The following is a 16,499-nucleotide window of genomic DNA, read 5'->3' on the forward strand; positions in this document are numbered from 1 at the left end:
TTTTGGAGGTAAAAGACATGCTTTTCGGCTTAAAATTGAAAAACACTATATTTATCCTTTTTGGAGCTGGAATCTTCGCATTTGGCCTCGTACATTTTAACATGCAAAATAACTTGGCAGAAGGCGGTTTCACTGGTCTCACCTTGATTATATATCAACTTATTGGGATAAATCCTTCTTATTCTAATTTGGTTTTAAATATCCCCTTATTCTTAATAGGGTGGAAATATTTAGGGCGGACTTCTTTTTTTTATACAATCATTGGAACAGTTGGTTTATCCGTTTGGCTATGGGTATTCGAAAGATATCAAATCGAAATAAATCTCGGGAATGATTTGATGCTGGTGGCATTGTTTGCCGGGGTCTTTGTTGGTGTTGGGCTAGGTATCATCTTCCGTTATGGCGGGACAACTGGCGGCGTTGATATTATTGCCCGATTTGCCCATCGATATTTAGGAATGGGCATGGGCCGGACCATGTTTATTTTTGATGCCGTTGTTATTGGCCTATCCATTCTCACCTACTTGGATTACAGGGAAGCGATGTATACCCTAGTGGCGGTATTCATCGGTGCGCGGGTTATCGACTTTATGCAGGAAGGAGCCTATGCGGCTAGAGGAGCAATGATTATCAGCGAGAAAAATGAGGAAATTGCTGATAAAATCATGAAAGATATGGAGCGGGGAGTAACAGTCTTAAGGGGGTATGGATCATATACAAGAACTGATCGAGAAGTTCTATATTGTGTTGTCGGTAAAAATGAGCTCGTTCGCTTGAAAAATGCCATCACTTCAGTGGACCCTCATGCTTTTGTATCTGTAAGTGAAGTGCATGACGTATTAGGTGAAGGCTTTACCCTAGATGAGAATAAGAATCCAATCGAACGGTAGTATCCACTGTGAAACCATTACAAATACATCATTTTACATGATTCCCCGAATAGTGAAGTTTTATAAGTAGTATTAACTAAACCCGGAATATATCGTAAACGAATAAAAAGAACTCCATCATGTGATGGAGTTCTTTTTATTTAATCTTCTTCTCTCATACCTGTATACATAAGCAGAAGTCGAACTAGTTCAAGCACGGCTACAAGAGCGGCAGCAACATACGTCATCGCAGCTGCACTTAATACTTTTTTCGTTTCTCGTTCTTCATCATTACGGATAACTCCTACAGAAACGAGTTGATCCATTGCCCGAGAGGAAGCATTAAACTCCACCGGCAGCGTGATTACTTGAAATAATACTGCAGCTGCCATAAATACGATACCCGCTATTAATAAGCCTGGGATTCTGGCTAACACCCCGATTAAAATTAAAATCCAAGATATATTGGAACCAAAGTTAGCGACCGGTACTAACGCATGGCGAAAACGTAAGAACGCATAAGCTTCTTTATCTTGAATCGCATGTCCCACTTCATGGGCTGCAACTGCTACACCGGCAACAGAATGCCCATGATAGTTATCCGTCGATAAACGGACCGTTTTATCTCTTGGGTCGTAATGATCTGAGAGCATTCCAGGTGTTTCTTCGACCCTGACATTATATAAACCATTTTGATCCAAAATGGCTCTCGCCGTTTCAGCACCATTCATACCCGAAGAAGCAGATACTTTTGAATATTTTTTATACGTACTTTTCACTTTCATTTGTGCATAAATCGGGATTAAAATGATAATCGCCAAATAAATGAAATACATGGTATCCTCCTAAAACTATTATTACTCTCAATTCTATGGAATGAATGCTACCATGTCAAATATAGAGTTCTCTTCACTTACCTTCAATCGTTATGCTCTTTTCTAGGTTTTTCTCGATCTCCATTATATTTTCTCCAGCCGACGTAAGAAAGAGTCATTATTATAATACTGCCAGTAGTTATGATAACCCACCAAAGGGAAGGATCTGCATCGTCTTCTCCCATATCATTAAAAATAGACGTTAATTCATTTTGCAATGCATCCAGCTCTTTTTGGCTATCACTATCTCTAATTACTTCAGGACGGTATTGATTAATGTATTGAATCCTAGTATCCAGTTGCTGAATCTTTTCTTTAGAAAGGTCGACTTTCAAGCTTGGATATATCATTTCGTATTGTGAAAGGAATAAGTTCAATTGATTATTAAATGTTATTGTGTCTTGATGGATCGCGGCATCCTTTGTTTGCCTGAAGGAATTCATCATTTGATCCTCCATCTCGGTCCAAAGAGGCTGATGCGTTGACTTCACAGCATCCACAACAAGCCTAAATTTTGTAACTGAATTAACCTTCTCAGAATCTCCCTTATTCAAATCCTTTATTGTCATCAATGCTTCATTATGAGCTACAGTAATAATTCGAAGTTCGTCCATGTCAAGAATTTGTTCTTTCGCTGTCTCTTTTATAAACTGGTCAGAAAAAAACGTAAGCATCTTTTCCGAATCTCCGTATCGCTTCAACTTTGTCATTTCCAACGCTCTATCGGAAATGTTATCTAATTGCTCCAAACTTGAAGAGGATTCTGCATAGACAGGGAAATGTAAGACGACAAATAAAACAGCAATGGTTAATATGAATTTTTTCAACATGCTACTCGTCCCTCCTCATATCTCTACTAAAACGATATGAAACAAAAAACATGAGTAGACCTTGTTCATCATAAAAAGTTAACCCCGCACTCAAAAAATGAATGCGGGGCTAACTATTAGTTGATCATTGAAAGAGTAAATCGCTTTTTTCTAAAACCAAAGTACCATCCAACAAAGATAGAAAGAATACTTAGCCAAAAGGTAAAATAGCCTATTGAATTCATATAGACCAATAAATCACGATAAATAGGCATCATTTCAAAAACGTAATCAATAATATCATTATGTATGGTCCAAATCCCTGCTACAATCAAATGCCAAGGTTTTATTCGATAAAATGGTGAATATAAAATCCCTTGAATCGCCATACCCAAATGAGAAGCCATTAACATATAACCTTCCCAAGGCAATGAACCTGTTGTCATTAATGTCAGTATATTCATCACAACTGCCCATAAACCATATTTGAATAGGGTTATAATCGCCAATGCCTCCATAAGGCCAAAGTTTCTTTTCAAAAGAAACCCCAGTAATACAAATACAAAAAATAGGCTAGCAGTCGGGCTGTCTGGTACAAAAGCTAAAAAAATAGTCGGTGTGTTTGCTAATTGACTACTATACCAATAATATCCAAATAAAGTTCCGAATATATTAACCATTAATAGCAAAAAGAGCATTTGCCGATTTGCAAGCCAGCTGTAGATAATATTCATTCTTTTTACCTCTCTTACTATTCTCAATACAACCATTTTACAGTTCCTGATCTTTAAATCCAAGTTTTCATTTCAATTTCTTATCAGATTCTTTTCAATTTTCCAATAAAAAAGCCGACAACCGTAGTCGTCAGCTTTTCCATTCGGCAGCATATGAAAGAAAATGCTGTCGATAGATACTTTATTTTGCTGTTAAACCCGAAACAAATTCAGCTAATGTTGCCAATTCTTCATCAGAACCTTTGAACATACCAGCTGGCATAGCACCTTGGCCTTTGCGAGCGATTTTAGAGATTTCTTCTGGCTTTAAACCAGTGTCAATCAAGCTCGGTGCACCTGCACCACCTGTTAACTCAGCTCCGTGGCAACTAATACAACCACTAGCATCCATAAGTTTATAACCTTCGCTGTCTTTATCAATGTCTGCACCTTCTACGATTGCACCTTGCTTCTTAGAAGCTTCCCAGTCGTGATGGGCTGCAGACTCCCATGTCAGATAAAATACACCAGCCATTGCTAATAACATAAAACCTACAGCAAATGGACGTTTTGCTGGACTACGCTCTGGACCACGGTCTAAAAATGGTGCCAAGAGCAATGCTCCGAATGCTAGTCCAGGTATAACGAGAGCCCCGATTGCATTATACGGACCCGATGCATAAGTATACTTAAGTAATTGGTAAAGGAATAGGAAATACCAGTCAGGTAGCGGAATATACGCTGTATCTGTCGGATCTGCTATTCTTTCTAATGGAGACGGATGTGCAATTGTTAGGCACAAATAGCCAACAAGAAATACAGCTCCGACCATCCATTCTTTTAAAAGGAAATTAGGCCAAAATGCTTCAGTTTTCCCAGGATATTCTGAATAATCTTTCGGAATATTCGGTTTACGGTTCGCGGAGATACGCGAGTCACCTACGAATTTCATACCTTTCCCACGATGCATTGAACAATCCCCTCCTTTATGAAAAGGTTTTTATGATTCTCAGTTCATAACTCTTTTATAGTGGACCTGAAATACCTTGTTTCCGGATCATCAAGAAATGAGCCGCTAGTAAAGCAAATAGTGCTGCAGGCAGGAAGAATACATGAATTGCGAAGAATCGTGTTAATGTCTGTGCTCCAACTATTGTTGGATCTCCTGCTATCAATGTCTTAAGTGCTGGTCCCATTAGCGGTACCGAATCGACAATTGTCAAAGTAACCTTTGTTGCAAATAGCGCTTTCATATCCCATGGCAGTAAATAACCTGTTAATCCTAATGCCAGCATAATAAAGAAAATTAATACGCCGACCATCCAGTTCAATTCGCGCGGTTTTTTGTAAGCTCCCTGGAAGAAGACACGAAGAGTATGTAAAAACATCATAACAATAACTAGACTTGCTCCCCAGTGATGCATACCACGGACAATTTGACCGAAGGCAACTTCATTTTGTAGATAATAAACAGATTCCCAAGCGTTTTTAATGTCCGGTACATAGTACATCGTCAAAAACATACCCGACAATATTTGGATGACCGTGATAAAGAAAGTTAACCCACCAAAACAATATACGAATGCAGAAAAATGATGCGCGGGGTTAACATGTTCAGGAACCTCATGGTCAGCAATATCCCGCCATAATGGCGTAATATCTAAACGCTCGTCCACCCAGTCATATAACTTTGTTAGCAATGTTTACGCCCCCCCATGCGGTTTTAGTTGACCCAAATAAAGAATTCCATCTTTCTCTTTCGTGTCATAGACATCCAAAGGTGAAACCGGTGGTGTCCCTTTCACGTTCACACCATCTTTCGTGTACCTGCCATAATGACAAGGACAGAAAAATTGATTCGGATTAGACTTATCCGTATTCCATGCTACCGTACAGCCTAAATGTTTACAAATTGGAGATAAAGCAACGATATTGCCGTCTTCCATTTTATAAACCCAAGCTGTATTTGTTTCTTCAGACTCATACCACCCGTCGACCTGCTTAAAACTAAAGTCAACACGTGTTGGTTCGGTAGTCAGTTCACTTACCTTTTGTTTAGTTGCAATGTAATCCCCGCCTTTATCTGCTGATAATACTGGATCAATTGCAAACCTAACCATAGGCATCAACATACCGGCCGCCATAAATCCACCAACGCCAGTAAGTGTGTAATTAAGGAATTGACGTCGTGAAACATTATGCTTGCTCATGCGTTTTCCCCCCCTCTATTACTATACTGAGAGCCCAAAGGACCAATAAATAGCAACACTATAAAACTAGGACATTTCCATGATATCTCAATAATTTACCAAGGTCAATATTTGTAAAACCCAAAAGGTGGCAACTATGTGTCAAATAATGCGAAAAATCCTACTTTTTTTCATTTTTCCAATTATAAGTGAAAATATCAAGGATCTGGAGAACTTGCTGGTTAATCATTTCCCTAGCTTGGTTATTTTCTAGGGTTTCAAGAGGGATGGCTGGAATCCATACTAAATTATGTTCTAATTCCCGCTCTTCCTTTTTCCATTCAATATCTGATGTAAGAAAAAAATATGTTTAAAATTATTTTCTTTCACTTTGTTAGTCCAACGCTTTAATAAATCAATCTTATCCTCCTCATCACTCAAATAATGAAAAGTTGGCATTAAAAGAATTCTTCCTTTCATCTGCTTTTCAATTTCCGAGCTTAAAATGGTAAGAAATTCATTCATTGAACCAGTTTGCTTAATTTGACTTCCAAATGTTATGGGAACCAAAGGAATCAAAACCGTATCCACATACTCTTTTGACTGGATATACATATCCAGATCTTTTGCTGTCCACTTCATATTTTTTCTTCACTCCCGATTTATTAAATCAACTCCTTATCATTTTACCATTTTTTTATTACATCTTTACCATATACCTATAGTCTTTACAAAAATGTGGATTTTATCAGCGTTTTATAAAAAATAAAAACCTTTCCTGATTACGGAAAGGTCGTTTTAGTTCATCCAAGTACTTTTAATTGATTAAGTTGTTCGGTTAAGTTCTTAAATGCCTGTTCGTCATGTTTATCGAGCGCTTCATCAATTTCCTTAAGTAGACGATCCCTTTGGAAATACAGCATACTTTTTTCCAAAAATTGCTCAGCCAGCAGCTGATCTTTTTCATTTGCAGCCGTGGATTTCGGCATGAAAGGGTTATTCTCAAGCACTGCTGCGTACTGATATGAAGAATAAGCGGATTTAAAATTGAGTTGAATATAAATATCTTCATCCCGGTTTAAGCGGATATCATGAAAAGATTTCTCTGCATCGGTCGTCATAATATTGGACTTATAGAACCTAAAAGGAACCTCTTCTACACAATGTGTCGACATAATTAATCCGCGTGGACAATATTGTGCATTTTCTACAAAATGAACCTTTTTCATTAATTGATCATGACTCATTAAATAATTTAATATCCAAACACATTCTCTTCTTTTCAGTTGATAATGATTTAAAAACCACCGAATAAAATCCTTTTTCTCATTCACAGAAACAGGGGCAGCCACCATGAATTCCCTCCTCTGTCTTGATATTATTTTATTTTCTCTTATCTACAATTCCTCTGGACTTTCGCCAAGCCGTTCCAAAATCATCACATACTCATCGTTTGCTGGGTTTAGCTCAAGCAGCTTATTAAATACTTCTCTAGATGTGGTTCTGTCTCCTTCTTCAATTAAAAAGAAACCATAGTTTTCAAGAAAGTCTGGATTGTTCTTGAATGAATTATATGCTTTATGATAGCAGGTTAATGACTCTTTAAATTGTTCGGTGTGTTGATAACATACGGCAGCTATCCATTCAAACTGCGGATCATCCTCACCGTATCTTCTAACCTCGCCAATACACTCTAAGATATCTTCATATCTTTCGTGATGCATATACAGTTTCAAAAGAGTAAGTGCAGCTTCCAAATAGCCGGGATCAATGGCAAGAGCCTCTTTGAATAAATTTTCTGCTTCACTATCGAGTCCGCTTTTTAAGGCTATTTTACCACCGAAGAAATAAAGCTCCTTATTGAATTCATCAGCCTTGATACCTTCTTTGACCGTTTTCAAAGCATTTTCCAAATCTTCAAGATGTTCATAACTCTTGGCCAAGTATAAATATAGGGAATGATATTCATGATCCAATTCCTTCAATTCGATAAACTTACGCACGGCGGTTTCATAAAGACCTGCTTGAAAAGCTGTAAATGCATACTCAAATAACGTATTTATTTCGAGCCCGTCATTTAGAGCCTTTTCAAAGTACGGAAGGGCCTCCTCAAACTTCCCAGAGCTGCTTAATGCTTCAGCTAGTCGTTGATTGACATTAACTCCAGCAATTTCTTGTTCCTGTTCCAAAACCTTTATGTAATTTGCAATGGCTTCCTGGTCTCTTCCTTGGTGATAGAACAGTTCACCTAGTGCAAAATCAATGATGATCTCATCTGGTAGTATTCCCTTTGCCTGCAACAATTTTCGTTCACTGACCTCATCCATCCCCTGTAATTGATAAAGGTCTGCTTCCAAAAGCAATGCACTTGGATATACTTCATCATCTACACTTACTTTTTCAAGCATTAACATCGCTTCATCTTCTTGATCCATATCAATCAAAATTTCAGCTAATGAAACAATCAATTCTCCTTCATCAGGATATAGTTCTAGTAGATGCTCAAAAAGATCTTTTGCCTCCTCTACAAAACCAAGCTGGAGCATTTCTTCAGCCAGAATCAAAATGTCCTCGGCTGACTCTGATGATTTAATTCGATTTATATGTTTAAGAGCCTCTGTTAATTCCCCTTTTTTTAAATGCTGAATAACTTGATCTACTGTGTTCATTGCTGCTTCCTTCCTTTTTGCATAATAAACTTAGTCTCTAGACAAACACTCTCACGTGATAGTGTTATATTCTCTTCCATAAAGTACAAAATGTTGCATCTAATCGTGAGGTGCATAGTAAAAACAGTATTCATTAGTTTACCATACTGCAGCCCTGTATTCCATTGATGAAATTCTCCCCCCATTCTTATTAAAAAAAGGTTAATAGTTAATTCTCCATACAAAGGTAAATCTCCTTTTTGGTGATAATCACCTTTTTTATAATTCTAAGTAGTTATTATTAGAAAAGAGGCTATAATGATAGCGCTTACAACAATTTCGAGAGATTAATCTAAGAAAAAAAAATATAAAAAAGTCTGCAGACTCTAATAAGGTCTGCAAACTTCTTTAAATCTTTACTGTATTAAATGAGTCAAATGCTCAAAAAATTGTGGATATGAGACATCAATTGCATCCGGATCCTCAAGTTCCACTTTCCCATCTGTGATCAATGCCGCTACAGCCAGCATCATCCCAATACGGTGGTCTCCATGGCTTGTAACCGTGCCACCATTTAGTGCTTTTCGTCCCTTGATAATTAAACCGTCTACAGTCGGCGTTATATCCGCTCCAAGGATGGAAAGCTCGTTGGCTACCGTATCAATTCGATTGGTCTCCTTCACTTTAAGCTCTGCTGCGTCCTTGATCGTCGTTATTCCTTCCGCCTGGGTGGCCAAAAGTGCAATAACTGGTATCTCATCGATTAGGCGCGGAATTAGATCACCGCTGATCGTTGTTCCTTTTAAACGAGAGCTTCTGACAGTAATATCGCCTGCCGGTTCACCTTCACTCGATTTCTTCTCGACCGTTATATCTGCCCCCATCGCTTTCATAACTTCGATGATACCTGTTCTTGTCGAATTAAGGCCCACATTCTTCAGAACAATTTCACTATTTTCTGTAATTGCAGCAGCCACCATAAAGAACGCTGCAGAAGAAATATCTCCCGGCACATGAATATTGGTTCCTTTGAACACTTGGTTGCCTTTTACTTTTATCGTTTGACCGTCTTTTTCGATTTCCCCGCCAAACTGCTTGATCATTCGTTCCGTATGATCACGAGTCTCTTCCGGTTCGACAATGATTGTCTCCCCTTCTGCCTGCAAGCCTGCAAGGAGTATAGCTGATTTGACTTGTGCGCTTGCCACAGGCAATTTATAGCGAAACCCTTGTAATTGGCCACCCCTTATGAAAAGCGGCGTGTATTCGGCTCCTTTCCGGCCATCAATGTGTGCTCCCATCTGACTGAGAGGATTCACTACTCGCGTCATCGGGCGTTTAGCTATTGATTCGTCACCTACTAACACAGCCGAAAAATCCTGTCCAGCCAAAATACCCATCATTAATCTGATCGTAGTACCAGAATTTCCGACATCAAGTACTTCACGTGGTTCCGTCAAACCATTAAAACCTTTGCCTTCAATACGGACTTGCTGCCCATCTTGTTCAATGTTTACTCCAAGCTGTTTAAAACAGGAAATAGTACTTAAACAATCTGCTCCAGGCAGAAAATTAGTAACTGTCGTTTCACCCTCGGCAAGGGCTCCGAACATAATCGAACGATGGGAGATAGACTTATCTCCTGGTACAGCAATCGCACCACGTAATGATTGAATGTTCGTTTTTAAACTTTTTGTATTCATACAATCATCCTTCGACTATTATTTTATTATGCCAGAATTGTTTCATATTCTGTATGTCTTGAAATGCATTCCGATGCTTTAATACGGTCTACATCCGTTTGGAAGCTGATAACTAGAACACCGTATATTTCTTCCCTAGTTTCAATAATTCTTATGTTTGTTAAACTGATTCCTTCTTGAGCCAAATATCCGGTAATTTCAGAAATTACACCAGCATAATCCGGTACATCAATATATAAATCATAAAAGGCAGGGATGGCGCCTTTCGCATGCGTTGGCAAATCATCTCTAAAAGTCTTTGCATCCTTAAAGAAACGCAGAATCTCTTCACTATCTTCATTTTCTACAAGCTCTTTGACATTCTCCATTTCCTTCAGCCAATCATTCATTAATACCAGTAACACATCACGATTATGTAACAAAATGTCACGCCACATTTCCGGACTGCTTGAGGCAATTCTCGTAATGTCTCGGAAACCTCCAGCTGCAAGTCTAGAGATCAGCTCATTTTCCTTACTATATGTCTCTGCCTGTTTAACCAACCCGGAAGCAACAATATGTGGAAAATGGCTGATTACTCCTGTCAGTCTATCGTGGGTACTAGGTGTTACTACCAAAAAGTTCGCTCTTGTGCCAATTAACCATTCTTTTAACTGCTCTATTTTACCTTCTTCTACAGTTTCATCTGGAGTAAGTAAATAAAACGCATTCTCAAATAAATGCAGTTTGGCAGCCCCTGCACCGCTTTTATGAGACCCAGCCATTGGGTGACCACCGATGAAGGCCACACCTTTATCTATCAATGGTCTTGCCGCATTTACGACTTTATCCTTTGTACTTCCCGCATCAGAAATGAGGACATCCCTTTTCAAATCTAACTCAGCTAATTTCTCTAAAATCTGGACGGTTTCATTTACGGGAACTGCCAGCAGAATTAAGTCAGCGTCACACGCTCCCGCTTCAAGAGAAGATACTGAATCATCAATGATTCCCAGTAGCCTTGATAGTTGAATATTCTTTTCGCTTAGATCCATTCCAACAATCACAGCTTCAGGATGTGCATGGCGTACAGCCATGCCCAAAGATCCACCAATTAGACCTAGACCTATTACAAAAACCTTTCCCTTCACACTTCTCTCCCCCGCTTCTTTTTGCTCCTCTATGCTTGCTGAAACGATTAAAGAAGGGAATTAGAAGGCGTAGCACCTTCATTTAAGAAAGATTTGATAGCGTTAATCATTCCTTCATTTTCTTCTGTTGAACCAATCGTTACACGCAGACTGTTCGGGAAACCGAACGATTTTCCAGACCTTGCAATGTATCCACGCTCTAGCAAATATTGAAATACTACATCCGCATCCTGTTTGAAATGTATGAAAATAAAATTACCTTGTGATGGGTAATAAGCTAGATTTTCCTTACTGCAAAACTCATAATATTGTTTGAGTCCTTTTTGGTTCTCAGTATTACACTTTTCAATAAAAGCTTGATCTTCCAGAGCAACAATAGCAATCTTTTGTGCGAAAGTATTGACATTGAATGGTTCTCGGGATGGGTCGAGCTTCTGAATAATATCATCATCTGCCAATCCGTACCCGACCCTAAAGCTGGCAAGACCATAAATTTTTGAAAATGTGCGAAGTATAATCAAATTCTTAAATTTATTGATCCATTGATTTGTTTTCGGGTAATCCTCAGCCACTGCATATTCACAATAGGCTTCATCCAATACGACAAGAACATCATTCGGTACCTTTTCAATGAATGTTAATAAATCCTGTTCCGGAATGTATTTTCCTGTTGGATTATTAGGTGTACAAACCCAGACAACAGCAGTGTTCTCATCTATCGCTTTTAACATACCTTCTAAATCATGTGCTCCGTCAATATGAGGAACTTCTCTGATTTCCGCGCCTTCAAGTGTAGCATTATGGCGATACTGCGAAAAAGTGCCTGTTGCCATGACGGTGTTTTTACCAGCTCCCAATAGGCTTCTAGAAATGATTTGAATGTTCTCATCAGACCCATTTCCAAAAATAAGCTGTGTTTCTTTTACACCTGTATGCTTTGCAACAGCTTCTCTAAGCAATGTTGCATATCCATCCGGATAGATAGCAAAAGAATGGGTTGCGTTCTTAACGCTTTCTCTGACCTTTTCAGAACAACCAAAAGGATTTTCATTTGAAGCTAATTTTGTGATTTTTTCAAGACCGTACATTTTTTTTACTTCATCGGTTGATTTCCCAGGTTGATAAGACTTCAAGGAAAGGACCGCATCATTCCACTTCATGTCATTCACCTCTATATTTTTATCACTTTAAAGTAAGAAAGTGTGAGAATAGTATATCATATTCTTTTTCCTAAAATCATATCTTATATATTATTTGTCAAATCCGGCCGCAATACGACAGCTCCTGCTTGATAAACATGTTGTATCTCTTTTTGAGATTTTGTTGTATTTACATGAATCATTACCCGTATACAAGATGGAAGGGAGTTGCTTACTGGTATTTCTTGCATGCACGTTACTGGCACATATGTCCAACCCTCAAATTTACGTAGGGCTTTGGCTGGAAAGACAGAGCGTATCTCATCCGTTGCAGAAAAAAATACAGAGGCAACCATATCAGGATCAATCTCGTTGACCCGAATGATTTCTGCCATCAACTGCTCAACAGCAGCAATCACTTCCATTTCTGTGTCCTTCTCTACTGTTGTTGCGCCCCTTATTCCTCTTATCACACACAGTTCCTCCATTTCCTGTATTTTATTTCATTTCAATCATTTCCTCTATCAGCACAGAGTCGGCTATATCCATTAATAATGGAGACCCCAATTGTTTAAGCAAGACAAAGGTAGCACCTTCATTGATTGATTTTTTGTCTGTTTTCATTAAATTAAGTAAGGTTTCTTTTTCAAGTTGTAAAGGAATGGTTGTTTGATAACCTAAAGAAGATACCCAATTAATAAACTCGTCAAGTTTAAAATCAAGACCCTGTTCTCTGCTGCTTAATTTAAGAGCATATACCATCCCGATTAAAATGGATTCACCATGCGTAAAGTTTCCATATCCCATAGAGCCTTCCACAGCATGTCCAAGTGTATGACCGAAATTTAAAAAAGCACGAATCCCCATTTCTTTTTCATCTTCTTCGACAATGGACGCTTTTATGCCAATACCTTTTGTAATCATCGTTAAAAATTGCTCATCTGTTATATTATTCAAATCAACAATATTCGACTTTAACCATCGATAAAACTCTTTATCTGCTATCAAGGAATGTTTAATGACTTCAGCAAAACCCGACCGTAATTCTTGAAGTGGGAGAGTCTGCAAAAATTCAAGATCATATATGACTGCTTCTGGCTGATGAAAGGCCCCAATCATATTTTTTCCAAGAGGGTGATTGATGGCAACTTTGCCGCCCACAGCACTATCATGGGCGAGCAGAGTCGTCGGAACCTGGATAAATGGAATCCCTCTCATAAAAGTAGCCGCAACAAATCCAGCCAGATCACCGACTGCACCACCACCAAGGGCGATAATCAATGACTTGCGATTAAGTTGTTGAGATAAGCAATAGCTTTGGCATTCATAAAACACTTCAAACGTTTTAGCATGCTCTCCTTCCGGTACAACATAGTGCAGGACCGGTTTTCCCGTCTTAATCAGAACTTTTTTCACAGTTTGTAAATGAAGTTCAGCTACTTTCTCATCGGTTATAATCAAAATCTTATTTAGTTGATTTAATTCATGGGTTATAAAATCGGGCAGCTCGTTAATCGCCTGTTTACCAATTAAAACTGGATACTGCTTGGAAGCCGTTTTTATTTGCATGGATTCCATAGTTTAAAACTCCTTTACTTCTTCCCGATAAGAGTTCATGTATTCTGCCAATTGCTCATAACGATCTGAAGGGAATTGATCAACAATCGCTGCTGCAAGTTCCCAAGCTACTACAGCCTCGGCAACAACAGCAGCAGCAGGAACTGCACAGCTATCGGAACGTTCGACACTTGCTTCAAATACTTCCTTTGTATCAATATCAACACTTTTCAACGGCTTATATAAAGTAGGAATTGGCTTCATAACGCCACGAACAATAATCGGCATTCCAGTTGTCATACCGCCTTCAAAACCGCCAAGGCGATTGGTTTTACGGTAATAACCATTTTCTTTGTCCCAAGCAATTTCATCATGAACATCACTGCCAAAACGGTGGGCCGCTTCAAACCCAAGACCTATTTCTACCCCTTTAAACGCATTAATACTCATAATCGCTGCTGCAAGCTTTGCATCTAGTTTACGGTCATAATGAACATAACTTCCTACGCCCACTGGCATTCCTTCTACAATGACTTCAACGATGCCGCCAATCGAATCCCCTTTTTGTTTCGCTTCATCAATTGCATCTTTCATCTGCTGCTCTACGTTTTTATCAAAACATCTGACTGAAGATTCTTCCGTAACTTGCTGTAATTGCTGAATTGTTTCATATTGTGGTGGTTCAGCCTTTATTCCACCAATTTCCAATACGTGTGATGCCACTTCAATGCCCAATAACGACAATAACTTTTTAGCGACAGCACCGGCAGCAACCCTTACAGTCGTTTCACGGGCTGATGAACGTTCCAATACGTTTCTTAAATCACGATGCCCATATTTAATACCGCCGTTCAAATCTGCATGACCAGGACGAGGACGAGTAATTTTACGTTTGATCTCCTCAGCTTCTTCCTCTGAAAGTCCTTCACTTCCCATAATTTTAGTCCAATGTTTCCAGTCGTCATTCTCAACAACTAAAGCAACCGGTGACCCTAGTGTGTAGCCATGTCTGATTCCCGAAGATATAAAAGCCTGATCTTTCTCAATCTGCATTCTTCGTCCACGACCATGCCCTTTTTGCCGGCGTCCTAACTCTTCATTAATATCCTCATTCGTAATCGGCATCCCTGCCGGTAATCCCTCAATAATAGTAGTCAGCTGCGGACCATGTGATTCTCCCGCTGTTAAATATCTCATCTTCCAGCCCCCTTTTAGCACTTTAAAGTGTATATGTATCAATATACCACAATTTTATGAAATGTGGGTATATGTAAAACGTAAAAACCTTTGTTGTTTGAATTTATTCACTTTTCATTTTATTTTACATGTTCTTCAACATTTTCGATATAGTTTAATCTCTCTTATCATAGACATACAGTCTCTGTTTTTTTATAGCAAGTAAAACGAAAAAGGACTGAATGCATTATCAGCCCTTGTATACTATTTACCTTTTTTTATAAAAAAATGTGTCAATCGTTTCAAACTCATATTTTCCGGGATTAAATATTTGCTCTGTACTTCCTACAAAAAACACTCCCCCACTTTTCAATGACGCACTGAATTTATCATATAAAAGACTTTTGGCATCTTCAGTGAAGTAAATTAAAACATTCCTGCATACGACTAAGTCAAATTCTTGATCAAATCGATCTGCAAGAAGATTATGTTTCTTAAATGTGACTCTTCGCTTAATTTCATCATCAACGCGATAAAAATCCTCTTCTTTTATAAAGTATTGCTTTTTTATATCAGCAGGTACTTCATTCAAGGAACGCTCAGGGTAAACTCCCAATTTCGCACGTGCTAATACATTCTCATCTAAATCCGTCGCTAGTATCTCTATCTGGCTTAAGGGAACAAGATTGGATAAAATCATTGCAATCGTGTACGGTTCTTCACCAGTTGAACAGGCTGCGCTCCATATTTTCAACCTTTTTTGGCTTTTTAATAAAGAGGGAAGAATTTTTTTCTCCAATACTTCCCATCTTTTCGCGTTTCGATAAAACTCTGAAACATTAATTGTCATTCTGTCTAAAAATTCATTTAAAACGTTGGGACTTGTTTGAATGTCTTTATAATATTCACGAAATGAGTGATAACCTCTTTTTTCATAAAGAGAAGTGAGGCGCCGTTTCATTTGTCCTTCCTTATATAATGACAAATCAATGCCTGTCAACATTTTGATTTTTCGAATAAACTCTTCATATTCTTGAGGCATACCTACGACTCCCTTTGTTTTAAGTAGTTCTTCTCTTTATATATCGGAAAGGGCTGAAAATTCTTAAAAAGACAGTTTTTACGACCAGTGACAGTTAAAATTGTCAAGAATTAAAAAAAAGCAGGTACTATCGCATAAGGGCGACAGAACCCGCTTTTTTAAAATTTATTAACTAACTATTAATAAACCCACTCGTTAACAAGTTTAGAATATTCAACAAGTTCTTCTTCTTTGAAGAATAAACCGATTTCACGAACAGCACTTTCAGCTGAATCTGATCCGTGAATGATGTTTTTGCCTACAGTTACTGCAAAATCTCCACGAATTGTAGCTGCTGCTGCATCTTTAGGATTAGTAGCGCCCATCATTTGACGTGCAGTTGCGATTACATTTTCACCTTCCCAAACCATTGCGAAGACAGGACCTGAAGTGATGAAGTCCACTAATTCGCCAAAGAAAGGACGTTCTTTGTGCTCACCATAATGTTGCTCAGCTAGTTCTTGAGAGATAACCATTAATTTTGCTCCTGCTAGAAGGAAGCCTTTCTTTTCAAAGCGGGAAACGATTTCACCGATTAAATTACGTTGAACGCCGTCAGGCTTTACCATTAAAAATGTTCTTTCCATAATTGTCACTCCTAATATGTATC

The 16,499-nt window shown here is 38.4% G+C and carries 17 protein-coding genes and 1 pseudogene; 1 reads left to right on the forward strand and 17 read right to left on the reverse strand.

Annotated features, from left to right (window positions below; translation table 11 throughout):
* The first annotated feature begins 17 nt into the window (after positions 1 to 17).
* Positions 18 to 890, forward strand: coding sequence for a YitT family protein (locus JFV29_RS18080; RefSeq protein WP_053346761.1), 873 nt, complete (start codon positions 18 to 20; stop codon positions 888 to 890).
* A 140-nt stretch (positions 891 to 1,030) separates the two neighbouring features.
* Here the strand turns inward: JFV29_RS18080 and JFV29_RS18085 are convergent, their stop codons facing one another.
* The 17 genes and pseudogenes from JFV29_RS18085 to ndk form a co-directional block, all read right to left on the reverse strand.
* A complete protein-coding gene (locus JFV29_RS18085; RefSeq protein ID WP_053346762.1) occupies positions 1,031 to 1,705 on the reverse strand; it encodes a zinc metallopeptidase in 675 nt (224 codons plus the stop codon).
* A gap of 83 nt (positions 1,706 to 1,788) precedes the next feature.
* On the reverse strand, positions 1,789 to 2,574 hold the full coding sequence (gene ypjB, locus JFV29_RS18090) for a sporulation protein YpjB (protein WP_053346763.1): 786 nt from the start codon (positions 2,572 to 2,574) through the stop codon (positions 1,789 to 1,791).
* 116 nt (positions 2,575 to 2,690) lie between these two features.
* On the reverse strand, positions 2,691 to 3,287 hold the full coding sequence (locus tag JFV29_RS18095; RefSeq protein ID WP_201185629.1) for a DUF1405 domain-containing protein: 597 nt from the start codon (positions 3,285 to 3,287) through the stop codon (positions 2,691 to 2,693).
* 181 nt (positions 3,288 to 3,468) lie between these two features.
* Positions 3,469 to 4,236: a menaquinol-cytochrome c reductase cytochrome b/c subunit gene (locus JFV29_RS18100; protein WP_053346765.1), complete on the reverse strand. Its 768-nt coding sequence runs from the start codon at positions 4,234 to 4,236 to the stop codon at positions 3,469 to 3,471.
* Positions 4,237 to 4,291: 55 nt separating this feature from the next.
* Positions 4,292 to 4,966: a menaquinol-cytochrome c reductase cytochrome b subunit gene (qcrB, locus tag JFV29_RS18105; RefSeq protein WP_053346766.1), complete on the reverse strand. Its 675-nt coding sequence runs from the start codon at positions 4,964 to 4,966 to the stop codon at positions 4,292 to 4,294.
* A 3-nt stretch (positions 4,967 to 4,969) separates the two neighbouring features.
* Positions 4,970 to 5,476, reverse strand: coding sequence for a QcrA and Rieske domain-containing protein (locus tag JFV29_RS18110; protein ID WP_053346767.1), 507 nt, complete (start codon positions 5,474 to 5,476; stop codon positions 4,970 to 4,972).
* A 160-nt stretch (positions 5,477 to 5,636) separates the two neighbouring features.
* A pseudogene (locus JFV29_RS18120) lies at positions 5,637 to 6,097 on the reverse strand (YpiF family protein).
* 161 nt (positions 6,098 to 6,258) lie between these two features.
* Positions 6,259 to 6,810: a ReoY family proteolytic degradation factor gene (locus tag JFV29_RS18125; RefSeq protein WP_053346769.1), complete on the reverse strand. Its 552-nt coding sequence runs from the start codon at positions 6,808 to 6,810 to the stop codon at positions 6,259 to 6,261.
* A gap of 42 nt (positions 6,811 to 6,852) precedes the next feature.
* Complete coding sequence (locus JFV29_RS18130; RefSeq protein WP_201185632.1) at positions 6,853 to 8,124, reverse strand: tetratricopeptide repeat protein; 1,272 nt, start codon at positions 8,122 to 8,124, stop codon at positions 6,853 to 6,855.
* Positions 8,125 to 8,519: 395 nt separating this feature from the next.
* Positions 8,520 to 9,806, reverse strand: coding sequence for a 3-phosphoshikimate 1-carboxyvinyltransferase (gene aroA, locus JFV29_RS18135; protein WP_201185633.1), 1,287 nt, complete (start codon positions 9,804 to 9,806; stop codon positions 8,520 to 8,522).
* A 26-nt stretch (positions 9,807 to 9,832) separates the two neighbouring features.
* Positions 9,833 to 10,936, reverse strand: coding sequence for a prephenate dehydrogenase (locus JFV29_RS18140; protein ID WP_201185634.1), 1,104 nt, complete (start codon positions 10,934 to 10,936; stop codon positions 9,833 to 9,835).
* 47 nt (positions 10,937 to 10,983) lie between these two features.
* Positions 10,984 to 12,096 (reverse strand): histidinol-phosphate transaminase, encoded by a 1,113-nt coding sequence (gene hisC / locus JFV29_RS18145; RefSeq protein WP_201185635.1) that lies wholly within the window; start codon positions 12,094 to 12,096, stop codon positions 10,984 to 10,986.
* An 83-nt stretch (positions 12,097 to 12,179) separates the two neighbouring features.
* Entirely contained in the window at positions 12,180 to 12,548 is a 369-nt protein-coding gene (gene aroH / locus JFV29_RS18150; protein WP_309557864.1) for a chorismate mutase, read from the reverse strand.
* A 25-nt stretch (positions 12,549 to 12,573) separates the two neighbouring features.
* Positions 12,574 to 13,653, reverse strand: coding sequence for a 3-dehydroquinate synthase (gene aroB, locus JFV29_RS18155; RefSeq protein ID WP_201185637.1), 1,080 nt, complete (start codon positions 13,651 to 13,653; stop codon positions 12,574 to 12,576).
* Positions 13,654 to 13,656: 3 nt separating this feature from the next.
* Positions 13,657 to 14,829, reverse strand: a complete 1,173-nt coding sequence (aroC, locus tag JFV29_RS18160) for a chorismate synthase (RefSeq protein WP_053346777.1) — start codon at positions 14,827 to 14,829, stop codon at positions 13,657 to 13,659.
* Positions 14,830 to 15,076: 247 nt separating this feature from the next.
* Entirely contained in the window at positions 15,077 to 15,850 is a 774-nt protein-coding gene (locus tag JFV29_RS18165) for a CheR family methyltransferase (RefSeq protein WP_201185638.1), read from the reverse strand.
* 179 nt (positions 15,851 to 16,029) lie between these two features.
* Positions 16,030 to 16,476 (reverse strand): nucleoside-diphosphate kinase, encoded by a 447-nt coding sequence (gene ndk, locus JFV29_RS18170; protein ID WP_034308008.1) that lies wholly within the window; start codon positions 16,474 to 16,476, stop codon positions 16,030 to 16,032.
* Positions 16,477 to 16,499: the final 23 nt, after the last annotated feature.

This window comes from Peribacillus sp. TH16, from assembly GCF_016651095.1.
Classification (GTDB): Bacteria; Bacillota; Bacilli; order Bacillales; family DSM-1321; genus Peribacillus; species Peribacillus butanolivorans.